Source organism: Streptomyces sp. NPDC044003 (genome assembly GCF_056435185.1).
Genome location: NZ_JBWKFA010000004.1, coordinates 674762 through 686331 on the forward strand (window position 1 = coordinate 674762; position 11570 = coordinate 686331).

Annotated in this window: 10 protein-coding genes; 4 read left to right on the forward strand and 6 right to left on the reverse strand. The window is 73.5% G+C overall.

Annotated features, from left to right (window positions below; translation table 11 throughout):
- Nucleotides 1–84: 84 nt before the first annotated feature.
- Nucleotides 85–402, reverse strand: a complete 318-nt coding sequence (locus AC07AW_RS20205) for a DUF5955 family protein (protein ID WP_478816836.1) — start codon at nucleotides 400–402, stop codon at nucleotides 85–87.
- Between the two features lie 196 nt (nucleotides 403–598).
- Between AC07AW_RS20205 and AC07AW_RS20210 the strand changes: the two genes are divergently transcribed.
- The 3 genes from AC07AW_RS20210 (at nucleotide 599) to AC07AW_RS20220 (ending at nucleotide 4451) form a co-directional block, all read left to right on the forward strand.
- Nucleotides 599–1213 (forward strand): nucleotidyltransferase family protein, encoded by a 615-nt coding sequence (locus AC07AW_RS20210; RefSeq protein WP_478816837.1) that lies wholly within the window; start codon nucleotides 599–601, stop codon nucleotides 1211–1213.
- A gap of 224 nt (nucleotides 1214–1437) precedes the next feature.
- The gene (gene aceB, locus AC07AW_RS20215; RefSeq protein WP_478816838.1) at nucleotides 1438–3060 is read left to right on the forward strand and encodes a malate synthase A; all 1623 of its coding nucleotides are present in this window, start codon (nucleotides 1438–1440) and stop codon (nucleotides 3058–3060) included.
- 245 nt (nucleotides 3061–3305) lie between these two features.
- Nucleotides 3306–4451, forward strand: coding sequence for a GDSL-type esterase/lipase family protein (locus tag AC07AW_RS20220; protein WP_478816839.1), 1146 nt, complete (start codon nucleotides 3306–3308; stop codon nucleotides 4449–4451).
- Between the two features lie 12 nt (nucleotides 4452–4463).
- On the opposite strand, the gene AC07AW_RS20225 is transcribed toward AC07AW_RS20220, so the two are convergent.
- The 3 genes from AC07AW_RS20225 to AC07AW_RS20235 all read right to left on the reverse strand — a co-directional run bounded on the left by AC07AW_RS20225 (nucleotide 4464) and on the right by AC07AW_RS20235 (nucleotide 8485).
- Complete coding sequence (locus AC07AW_RS20225; protein ID WP_478816840.1) at nucleotides 4464–6251, reverse strand: hypothetical protein; 1788 nt, start codon at nucleotides 6249–6251, stop codon at nucleotides 4464–4466.
- 51 nt (nucleotides 6252–6302) lie between these two features.
- Nucleotides 6303–7430: a beta family protein gene (locus AC07AW_RS20230; RefSeq protein WP_478816841.1), complete on the reverse strand. Its 1128-nt coding sequence runs from the start codon at nucleotides 7428–7430 to the stop codon at nucleotides 6303–6305.
- 95 nt (nucleotides 7431–7525) lie between these two features.
- On the reverse strand, nucleotides 7526–8485 hold the full coding sequence (locus AC07AW_RS20235) for a fibronectin type III domain-containing protein (protein ID WP_478816842.1): 960 nt from the start codon (nucleotides 8483–8485) through the stop codon (nucleotides 7526–7528).
- Between the two features lie 132 nt (nucleotides 8486–8617).
- Between AC07AW_RS20235 and AC07AW_RS20240 the strand changes: the two genes are divergently transcribed.
- Nucleotides 8618–9220: a hypothetical protein gene (locus AC07AW_RS20240; RefSeq protein WP_478816843.1), complete on the forward strand. Its 603-nt coding sequence runs from the start codon at nucleotides 8618–8620 to the stop codon at nucleotides 9218–9220.
- 151 nt (nucleotides 9221–9371) lie between these two features.
- Here the strand turns inward: AC07AW_RS20240 and AC07AW_RS20245 are convergent, their stop codons facing one another.
- Together AC07AW_RS20245 and AC07AW_RS20250 are read right to left on the reverse strand one after the other, a co-directional pair.
- Nucleotides 9372–10034 (reverse strand): aspartate/glutamate racemase family protein, encoded by a 663-nt coding sequence (locus tag AC07AW_RS20245; RefSeq protein ID WP_478816844.1) that lies wholly within the window; start codon nucleotides 10032–10034, stop codon nucleotides 9372–9374.
- 59 nt (nucleotides 10035–10093) lie between these two features.
- Complete coding sequence (locus AC07AW_RS20250; protein WP_478816845.1) at nucleotides 10094–11542, reverse strand: nucleobase:cation symporter-2 family protein; 1449 nt, start codon at nucleotides 11540–11542, stop codon at nucleotides 10094–10096.
- Nucleotides 11543–11570: the final 28 nt, after the last annotated feature.

Consider the following 11570-nt stretch of genomic DNA (forward strand, 5'->3'; position numbering starts at 1 on the left):
CACAGGGCCCCGGAAACCTCGGCGGGGTACCCGAAGGTCCCCCCTCCGGGTACCCCGGAGGTCCCGGCCCGGGAGCGGTCGCCGCTACTGCCCGGGCCGCGGGGGGCCGAAGAGTTCGACGGCCCGCCGCACGCCGGCGAGTCCCTCGGCGAGCGCGCTGACGGAGCCGACGGAACCCGCGACGAGCAGCAGGGAGCGGCGCAGCCGCCACACCTCGGGGTCGCCGCTGAGCGCCATGGCGTCCAGGGCGGCGAGCTCGTCCTCGGCGATGCCGCGGTCGGCGAAATCGACTCGGAGCGCGGCCAGTTCGCGCCGGAGCCGGGACACGGCGGACCGCAGTTCGGTCACCCTGGGGTCCATGCCCTCGCCGGTCACTCGCCTCTGCCCCACGCTTCGCAACATGGTTCTCCCCCCGCACGACTCTGTGCGCAGAACTCCGTACGACGAACACTCCGGGCACCCCGAGCCGATCCCCCGAACGGCGGCCGGGCGCCGTGAGCCGCGGGTCAGTTAACTCCTTCGCCACCCCACCGCGCCACCCTTGGTGGACGGAATTCAGGCGACCGTGTGATTCCGCCGCATGAGGTATGCAGTCCCCATGACAAGCGCTGAAGATCGAACCCCCGTCGTCGCCGGACTGCTGCTCGCCGCCGGGGGCGGGAGGCGGCTCGGGGGGCGGCCCAAGGCCTTGCTCCCGCACCGGGGGCGGCCGCTGGTCGAGCATGCGGTGGGGGTGCTGCGTGCGGCCGGGTGCGAGGTGGTGCATGTGGTGCTCGGGGCGGAGGCGGAGACCGTACGGGAGCGGGCGGAGCTGTCCGGATGTGTGCTGGTGGACAACCCGGAGTGGGCGGACGGGATGGGGTCCTCGCTGCGGGCGGGGCTCGGCTCGCTGGCCGCCGATCCGCGGGGTGTGGACGCGGCGCTCGTGCTCCTGGTCGATCAGCCGGGGATCGGCGCGGAGGCCGTGGCCCGGGTCCGGGCGGCGTACGGCTCGCGGGATTCGCTGGTGGCGGCCTCGTACGAGGGGAAGCGGGGTCATCCGGTGCTGTTCGGTGCGGACCACTGGGCGGGGATCGCCGAGGGGGCGGTGGGCGACCGGGGCGCACGGGACTATCTGGCGGCGCACCGGGATGCGATCACCCCGGTGGACTGTTCGGATGTGGCCGAGCCCTATGACATCGACACGGAGGCGGATCTGTCGCACCTGGAGTGAACGGGATGGCACCCAGCGCCATGTTCTGTCGATCCGGAGAATCTCGACATCAACAAACCATTGAACTTCCACCATGAGGAAACTAGTATCCACTGTTCAGAAGCCCTGCTGGTTCAGAGGGCGCTCGCGGCCGTATCTCGGCGCCTGCGGCACTCCGTGCCGTCCCGTGACGCCCGGCGGCCGCCTGGCACGCCCGTGAAGTCCGCTGAAGGAAGTGACAGTTCATGTCCGCACCAGCGCCGTCCCCCCTGGCCGTCGTCGATGCCGAGCCCCTCCCGCGTCAGGAGGAGGTGCTCACCGAGGCCGCCCTGGCCTTCGTCGCCGAACTGCACCGGCGGTTCACCCCGCGCCGGGACGAGCTCCTCGCCCGACGGGCGGAGCGTCGCGCCGAGATCGCCCGTACGTCCACCCTGGACTTCCTTCCGGAGACCGCCGCGATCCGCGACGACGACTCCTGGAAGGTCGCGCCGGCCCCGGCGGCCCTGAACGACCGCCGTGTGGAGATCACCGGCCCGACCGACCGCAAGATGACGATCAACGCGCTCAACTCCGGCGCGAAGGTCTGGCTCGCCGACTTCGAGGACGCCTCGGCGCCGACCTGGGAGAACGTGATCCTCGGCCAGGTCAACCTGATCGACGCGTACACGCGGAAGATCGACTTCACGGACCCGAGGTCGGGCAAGTCGTACGCCCTGAAGCCGGCGGATCAGCTCGCCACCGTCGTCATGCGGCCGCGCGGCTGGCACCTGGAGGAGCGTCACCTCACCTTCGACGGACGCCCGGTGCCCGGCGCGCTCGTCGACTTCGGTCTCTACTTCTTCCACAACGCCCAGCGTCTGATCGACCTCGGCAAGGGCCCGTACTTCTACCTCCCGAAGACGGAGTCGCACCTGGAGGCCCGCCTCTGGAACGACATCTTCGTCTTCGCGCAGGACTACGTCGGCATCCCGCAGGGCACCGTCCGCGCCACGGTCCTCATCGAGACCATCACGGCCGCGTACGAGATGGAGGAGATCCTCTACGAGCTCCGCGACCACGCCGCCGGCCTGAACGCCGGCCGCTGGGACTACCTGTTCTCCATCGTCAAGAACTTCCGTGACGGCGGAGCCAAGTTCGTCCTGCCGGACCGCAACGCGGTCACGATGACCGCCCCGTTCATGCGCGCGTACACCGAACTCCTCGTCCGCACCTGCCACAAGCGCGGCGCGCACGCCATCGGCGGCATGGCGGCGTTCATCCCGTCCCGCAAGGACGCCGAGGTCAACAAGGTCGCGTTCGAGAAGGTCAAGGCCGACAAGGACCGCGAGGCCGGCGACGGCTTCGACGGCTCCTGGGTCGCCCACCCCGACCTCGTCCCGATCGCGATGGCCTCCTTCGACGCCGTCCTCGGCGACAGGCCGAACCAGAAGGACCGCCTCCGCGAGGACGTCTCCGTCGCACCCGGCGACCTCATCGCCATCGACTCGCTGGACGCCAAGCCCACCTACGCGGGCCTGGTGAGCGCCGTCCAGGTCGGCACCCGCTACATCGAGGCCTGGCTCCGCGGCCTCGGCGCCGTCGCCATCTTCAACCTGATGGAGGACGCGGCCACCGCCGAGATCTCCCGCTCCCAGATCTGGCAGTGGATCAACGCCGGCGTCGTCTTCGAGAACGGCGAGAAGGCCACCCCGGAGCTGGCCCGAAAGGTCGCCGCCGAGGAACTCGCCGCCATCCGCGCCGAGATCGGCGACGAGGCCTTCACGGCCGGCAAGTGGCAGCAGGCCCACGACCTGCTCCTGCACGTCTCCCTCGACGCGGACTACGCGGACTTCCTGACGCTTCCCGCATACGAGCAGCTGGTCGGCTGACTCGATCCGTACGGCTGACTCGGCTGCCCGCACAGCCGCCGACAGCAACCTGAGCAGGGCTTCGTCCCCGGTGTCGCACAGCACCGGGCACGGGGCCCTGTTCCCGTTCCTGTGATCACACAGGCGACGTGACGCAACCGAGATATGCAGCTACCTAGCGGTAACAAGCCGGGGCGTGCGAGATTCCGCCATGCCACCGGCCGGCGGCTGTCCCCCACGTCACTGCGTACCGCAGGAGCACAGCCATGCCTTCGACCCCCCACCGTGCGCTGCGCGCACTCCTGGCACTGTGTACCGCCGCCGGGCTCGCCTCCGTCGCCGCCCCGGCAGCCCATGCCGCACCCGGCGCGGGCCCCACCGCCGTCGTCGCCATGGGCGACAGTTACATCTCCGGCGAGGCCGGCCGCTGGCAGGGCAACAGCCTCACCAACTCCGGCAGCCGCAACGGCACCGACCGCGCCTGGACCGGCAGCACCTACGACCCGTCCCGGGTGTACGGCTCCACCGCCGGCGGCTGTCACCGCTCGGACACCGCCGAGGTGAAGAGCGCCGGCCCGATCGCGAGCTCCCTGATCAACCTCGCCTGCTCCGGGGCGACGACGGAGAACGTCTTCCGCGCCTCCCAGGGCGGCCAGGCCTACAAGGGCGAGGCGCCCCAGGCCGACCAGCTGGCGGCCGTCGCCGCCTCGAACGACGTCAAGCTGATCGCGCTGTCCATCGGCGGCAACGACCTCGGCTTCGCCGACATCATCTCCACCTGCGCGACCGACTACATCGTCTGGTACTCGTACTGCCACGACGACCAGCAGGCCGAGGTCGACGCGAAGATCGACGGGGTGATGGCCGACGTCGGCCGGTCCATCGACGAGATCCGCGCCGTCATGACCACCGCCGGATACGCCGCCTCCGACTACCGGATCGTGCTCCAGTCGTACCCCTCCCCCATCCCGCGCGCCGCCGAGAACCGGTACGCCGAGAGCGGCTGGACCCGCACCAACACCGGCGGCTGCCCCTTCTGGAACGCCGACTCCGACTGGGCCCGCGACTCCCTCGTCCCCCAGATCGCCGACCGTCTCAAGGGCGTCGCCACGGCCAAGGGCGTGCAGTTCCTGGACCTGCGGGACGCGCTCCAGGGCCGTGAGGTCTGCGCGAAGGCCAGCAAGCAGGTGACGTCGACCGTGCCGCCGTCGGCGACGACCAGCGAGTGGGCGCGCTGGATCGACAGCCAGAGCACCCAGGGCCTCGTCCAGGAGTCGATGCACCCCAACGCCTACGGTCAGCAGGGCTTCGGCCGCTGCCTGGCTCTGATCTACGCCCGCCCGACGGGGCACCAGAGCTGCCGGAACACGGCGGGGGCGGGGCCGTCGGGGATGTACCTCACGGCGGGGTGACGCCTGCCGGGCTCACGGGAGAGCGATGCCGAGCGGGCGGAGGACCCGCTCGGTCTCGTGGCGGTCCGCCGCCGCCATCGCGCGGACCAGGGCGGCGGAACCGCCGGGCCAGGCGGCCGCCGCCCCGTCGAACGCGGCCCGGCGGGACTCCAGGGGCCCCTTCTTGGCGGGCAGCGCGTCGAGGACGTGCAGGGCCCGGGCCGAGGTCCGCACCTGGATCGGGTCCGCCTCCTCGTCCCTGTCCCGAAGGACATCGAGGGCGTACGCGCCGATGACCGGGTCGCGCAGGGCGCCGCGCAGGGCCTCGGGCGGCGCGGAGGCCGTGTCCAGGGCGGCGAAGAGACCGCGGGTGGCGGCCGCCTCGGCGGTCCCGGCGTGGACGGTACCGAGGGCGGCGAGCAGCTGCGACCAGGCGTCGGCGGTGCCGGCGCGCGCGTGGAGCCAGTCGGCGAGTACGCGCGCGGCGACGGACGCGGACCAGCCACCGGCGGCGGCGACCACGTCCGAGGCGGTCCAGGCGGTGGCCTCGGCGGCGTCGGGCGCGGCGACCCCACGCACTCCCAGCAGATAGCGCACGACGCCCGCGCCGCGCGGAGTGAGCCCGAAGGCGTCCCCGGCGCGGAGGACCAGGCCGGTGGCGGCCAGGCGGTCGAGGACGGCGGCGAGGTCGCGGGCCGGTCCTTCGAGCCGGACGCGGTCGGCCTCGTTCAGCTCCTCCGTGCCGAGAAGCCGTACGAGCTCCGGCACGGGCGGGGTGGTGTACGTGTCGGGTGCCGCGTCCGGCACCGCCACGGGCAGGTCCTCGAGCGCCGGGTCGACGGACCAGTCCTCGTACTCGGCGGCCTTGCGGGCGACGGAATCGGCGGAGCAGCCGCGCTGGTACACCGCGTACAGCAGGTGCGGCGCCTCGCCCCCGTAGGGCTCGAACTCCTCCTCCGCGAGCTCCTCGACGGCGGCGATGAGGGCGTCGGCGTCCTCCTCGACGGGCCCGGCCTCGATCGCCGGCGGCGGGGGTACGGGGGCGGCGGGGTCCCCGTAGTAGTCCAGGTGCTCGTCGAGGAGGGCGTCGGCGAGGACGAGGTGCGGGAAGGCGTCGGGTCCGGGTGCGAAGCGCGCGTACGGGCCGGCGAGCTGTTCGGCGAGCCCGGCGGCGGTCCAGCGGTCCTGGAGGGCGGCGGCGAGCTGCCCGATGCCGGTCGCGACGGCGTGGTCGGTGAGCAGCGGACCGGCGGCCGGGGGCGCCTCCGCGTCCCGTACGTACGCGCGCGTGAGTGCCTCGGCGAGCAGGACGTCGGCGAGGGCCGTCCGCCCCATGAGGTGGGCGCGGCGCACGCCCTCGGGGAGCGGTGCGCCGTCGAGGGCGGCGAGCCGGCGGCGTACGTCCTCGGGGTCGGCGAGGTCGGCACCGACGGTCCGCAGGAGCGAGGCGTACCAGCGGTGCCAGGTGAGGTTGCCGGGGTCGTTCATGGCGCGTTCGAAGTCGGGCGCGGACTCGGCGACGACCACGGCGATCCGCTCGCGCCGCCCGCCGTCGAACCGCGCGGCGAGGGCCCCGAGCACGGCCGGGTAGGCGGCGAGCTCGCCGGGCGGCGCGTACACGAAGGTGGGCAGGTCCTCCACCAGGAGCTGCCGCACGAGCCCGGGCGTCGGCTCGGGCACGCCGCTCGCCCGGTCGGCGCCGCGCAGGGCGAGCAGCCCCAGGACCGCCTCGGCGGCCCGTACGAACGCGGGGTCACGGCGCTCGGGCGCTCCGTCGAGGAAGCTGTCGAGCCCGGTGTTGGTGAGAACGGTCCCGGCCACGCTTCCCAGGGTAATTCCGGGGAGCCGGTTCCGGCGGGCAAGGACCATGGGTCAGGAGTGTCGCCGCAGGCCGCGGACGACCTGGGCCATGTGCTGGACGTGGCCGGTCCGCAGCCAGACGGCGGGGTTCCCCGCTCCGGCGGTTCCGGCCCCCTCCGCGCAGAGGGCGAGCCAGCGTTCCCCCTCGCTGAACCCCGCTCCCCGGAAGTCCTCCGCTTCGACGATCTCCCGGACGAGCGCGCGGACCGCGTCCGCGTGGTCGGGGCCCTGGGTGGGCACCCGGCCCAGGAGGAAGGTGCGGTCGGTGGTGTAGCCCACGACGCCCCAGGGCGAGCCGCCGCCCGCGGTGCTCGGCCGGTCGACGCCTCCGGTGTGGTCGGCCCCGTAGTCGCCGTAGGTGACGCGTGCGCGTGGCCGTTCGGGTCCGTCGACGAGCATGTGCCAGAGGTCCCAGTCGAATCGCTGGGCCTCCGCGAGCGGGGCTCCGTAGCCCTCGGGGAACGCGTGGGGGAAGGAACCGGCGAGCACGGCGATCGTCCGCCAGGGGCGGAGGCGGCCGAGCAGGCCGAGGGCGCGCAGCGCCCACTTCTCCGCCGGCCGGTGCTCGTCGACTACCTCTCCCAGGTCGAGCAGGAGGTCCACCGGGCCGTGCGCGAACCCGATCCGTTCCAGGAGTCCACCGACCTCGTCCCTCATCCGCTCGTCGGGGAGCGCGTGCAGGAACACCCGGACACCCAGACCGTTTCCGCTCGCGCGGGCGGCCTCGGCGGTCGCCACCTGCTGCCGGACGTCCCGCTCGACGCCGGTGACCGGTCGGAGCGAGGTCCCTGCCAGGCTGTGCCGGAACTCCGTGACGAGGTGCCACGGCTCGTCCTCCGCGTGGAAGGTGTCCACCCAGGCGGGCAGACCGCGCTGCACGACCACCAGTCGGCGCAGCGCGGTCCGCAGGTGGCAGGCGAGTGCGGACGGGTCCGGATCGAGCGGACGGAACGGGCGCGTGCCCAGGGTGCGGGCACCGCCGACGCGTGGCGGGACGCTCCAGAGCGGCGCCACGCGCGTGCGTACGTCCCGCGCCAGCCGGTCGTACGCGGCGAGCGCGCTGGGCCGTGCCGGCAGGGCGGGTACGTAGAGCGGTTCGGACGGCGGCTCTGAAGGCGACTCGTACGGCGGTTCGGACATCGGCGCCCCCAGCGGCCCGTCGCATCCCCTGGTCGCAGGGTGAGGTGCCGTCACGTCCGGCGAAAGGGTGCGATTTCGGCCAGGTGGAGGGGAGTTCAGCGCACCACCACCGTCCTCGGTGCCGAGAAGTCGCCCCAGGTGCCGTCCGGGAGCCGGGCGCGGAGGGTGAGGGTGTAGCGGGTGCCCGGGGGGTCCTGGACCGCGAAGGTGTAGGTGGCGCGGCCGGGGGGCGGGGTGGTGCCCCAGACGATGGTGGTGGCGAAGCGGCCGTCGAGGTGGAGTTCGTGGTGGGTGACGGGGGCGCCCGTGTGCGGCGGGGTCCAGGTGAGGGTGATCTCGCCCTTTCCGGCCGTGGCCGTGAGGTCCCTCGGGGCGGTGTTCGGCGGGGCGCCCGGGGAGGGGGCCGTGGTGAGGTCGGCCGGGGTGCTGTCCCGGGAGGAGTTCTCGGCGGCGTCGCGGGCGCGGACGGTGAACGCGTAGGCGGTGCCGGGCCGCAGGCCAGTGAGGTGGGCGGTGGTGGCGGTGCCGGGGACGGTGTGGATGCGGGTGTCGGCCTGGTAAACGTCGTACGCGGTGACCCGGGTGTCGTCGCGGGCCGGGGCCCAGCGGAGGGTGGCGGCGCGGCCGCCGTCGGCGGTGACGCGGAGGGCCGTCGGGGCGGTGGGGGGTGTGCGGTCCTCGGCGGCGGCGGGGAGGGTGGTGGCGGTGACGGCGGCGCTGGGGGGTGAGTCGTTGCCGGCGGCGTCGCGGGCGCGGACGGTGAAGCGGTGCCGGGTCGCGGGGGTGAGGCCGACGACGTCGGCCATCAGGGTGGTGGCGGGGAGGTCCTTGACCTTGCGGCCCTCGCGGTAGACGGAGTATCCGGTGACGGCGCGGTCGTCGGTGGCCGCGCTCCACATGACGTGGACGGTGCTCGCGCTGCCCGCCGTGGCGGTGACTCCGGTGGGGGCGGTAGGTGCCCGGGTGTCCTTCGGTACGGGGGCGGCGGCGCCGGAGCAGGCGGTGAGGGCGAGCGCGAGCGCGGTCAACAGGCTTGCGGCGAGCGGGCGTTGCACGGGCCGGCCTCCGTCCGTCGAAAAGGTCCAGACCTATATCGCACAGCCGGCGCCGGCTCGGCAAGGGGGCGTTGTCAGTGGGGTGCGCTTCACTGGAATCGTCACGCTCCGTAGTCGACCGAGGGGGAAATCATGACGGACCGTACGACCTATGTGACGCTCGCCGGGGTGCGCCGCCGCGGCTGGACCGACGCGATGGTGCGGGATCTGCTCGGCACGCCCGACGTCCAGGGGCGCGATCCGCGCCGCTGGTCCCTCGCGCCCGTGCGGCTCTATCTCCTGGCCCGGGTGGAGACGGTGGAGCGGACGCCCGAGTTCACCGAGACCGCCGCGCTCTGCCGTGCCCGGGCCACAGCCGCTGGGGTCCATGCCGAGCGGCGGCGGGCCGCCGTCCTGACCGCGATCCGCGCGGAGCCGATCGAGGTGCCGCGGCTGCCCGGGCCGGAGCTGGAGCGGAGGGCGGTGCGGCACCGGCACCTGCTGGGGGCCCGAAGTCCGGGGCCCGATCCCGCCGCGGCACAGGCCGGCTCACCCGCCGGGGCCTTGGTGCGGTGGCAGGTGAGCTATCTGCGGCATGCCCTCTCGCGGTACGAGTCCCTGCTCGACGGGTTGTACGGGGAGACCGGGCGGGGCGAGGCCGAACGGTTGTTGAGGCGGCGGTCGTACGAGGCGATCGCCGCGGCCTACCCGTCGCTGGCCGGGGAGTGCCGCCGGCGGATCGCGGTGGAGGGGTGAAGGCCGTCGGCTGCGGCGGAGCGGCGAGGGTCGTCGGCCGCGGTGGAGCGGCGAGGGCCGTCGGCCGCGGTGGAGGGGTGAGGGCCGTCAGCTGCGGTGGAGCGGCAAGGGCCGTCAGCTGCGGTGGAGAGGTGCATGCTGTCGGCTGCCGTCAGCCCGTCAGCGCGTGGGCGATCGCCCGGCACGCCGCCGGGATCGGGGCGACGACCCGGACCGCGCAGCGGGAGTGGAGTTCCTCGGCCGCCTCGCCGAGCGGGCCGCCTCCGATGACGACCGCGCGGGCGCCGTCCCGTTCGGCGCAGGCGCGGACGGCGCGTTCGAGCCGGTCGAGGAGGACCGCCGGGTCGGCGGAGAGCCGTTCGGGGGTGCCGGCGGTGAGCCGGAGGCCGGTGTACCGGTCGGCGAGGCCGAGGGCGGTCACGCGTGCGTGGATGGCGTCGGCAAGGAGCGGGGTGGTGGTGGCGATCCCGAAGGGGGTTCCGTCGGCGGCCGCTTCCAGGAGCGCCGCCTCGCCGAGGCCGACCACCGGGGTCCCGGTCCCCTCCGCCGCCGTCGCCGCGCGCAGCTCGCCGAGGCCCGGGTCGCCGAAGGCGGCGACGAGGAGGGCGGCGCAGTCGCCCTCGGCCCTGGCGCGCAGGCCGGCGGCGAGGACCTCGGGGGCGGCGGCCCGCAGGGCCTCCGGGTCGGTGAGCATGCGCGGCCCCCGGGCGACGGTCACCCCCCGGACGGGGAGGGCGGGTCCGAGGGTGCGCCGGGCGATGGCGGTCATCATCGCGGTCGTGGCAGTGGAGGTGTTGGGGTTGACCAGCACCACGGCCCCGGGCCCCGCGGCGTGCGCGGGGACCGGGGCGGGCGGTGGGACGAGGAGCGGGTTCAGTGGGCGTGCGCCGCCTTCGCGCCGGCGGTGCCGGAGATCTCCTCGCCGGGCTCCATGGGCGCGGTGACCTGGTCGTCGTCGCGGCCCCGGCCCAGGTGGTTGAAGACCACGTTGAGCAGGACGGCGGCGACGCAGCCGGTGGAGATGCCGGAGTCCAGGATGATCTGGGCGGTCTCCGGGAAGGCGTGGTAGAACTCCGGCTTGGTGATCGGGATGATGCCGACGGCCAGGGAGACGGCCACGATCAGCACGTTGTTGTCCTTCTCCAGGCCGGCCTTGACCAGGGTCTGGATGCCGCTGGCGGCGACCGAGCCGAAGAGGACCACACCGGCTCCGCCGAGGACCGGCCGGGGCACGACCGAGATGAGCGAGGCGGCGACCGGCGAGAGGCCCATCAGGACCAGGAAGCCACCGCCGCAGGCGACGACGAAGCGGCTGCGGATCCGGGTCATGGCGACCAGGCCGATGTTCTGCGCGAAGGCGCTGCACATGAAGCCGTTGAAGAGCGGGCTGAGTGCGGAGCCGAGGGTGTCGGCGCGCAGTCCGGCGGCGATGGTCTTCTCGTCGGCGGGCCGCTCGACGATCTCGCCGAGCGCCAGCATGTCGGCGGTCGACTCGGTCATGGAGACCAGCATGACGACGCACATGGAGATGATCGCGGCGAGGGCGAACTGCGGGGCGCCGAAGTGGAACGGGGTCGGGAAGCCGACGATGTCGGCCTCCTTCACCGGGCTGAAGTCGGTGACGCCGAAGGGTATGGCGATGAGCGTGCCGAGGACGAGACCGACCAGGACCGCGACCTGCTTGAGGAAGCCGCGGGTGAAGCGGCGGAGCAGCAGGACCACGACGAGCGTGATGCCGGCGAGCGAGAGGTACGTGGTCGAACCGTAGTCCTCGGCCTTGGGGTTGGGCCCCTGGGCCCAGCCGAACGCGACCGGGAGGAGGGAGACACCGATGAGGGTGATCACGGTGCCGGTGACGACCGGCGGGAAGAACCGTACGAGCCGGGAGAAGAAGGGGGCGGCGGCGAAGCCGAGGAGCCCGGCGACGATGATCGCGCCGAAGATCACGGGGAGCGCGTCGGCCTTGTTCTCGGTGGTGTCGACGATCGCCAGCATGGGTGCGACACCGGCGAAGGTGACGCCGTTGACGAACGGCAGCTTGGCGCCGATCTTCCAGATGCCGAGCGTCTGGAGGAAGGTGGCGAGGCCGGCGGTGAAGAGGCTGGCGCCGGTGAGGAAGGTCAGTTCGGTGCCGGAGAGGCCGACGGCCGCTCCGACGATCAGGGGCGGGGCGACGACGCCCGCGTACATGGCGGCGACGTGCTGGAGGCCGCTGGTGAGCATCTTGATGGGGGGCAGCGTCTCGTCGACCGGATGCTTCTCGCGGTCTTCGGGGGCGGGGCCTGCGTCTGGTGCATTGCGAACCTGGGGCTTGGCGGCCACGGCGGTTCCTCCGGTCGGTTACACGTCG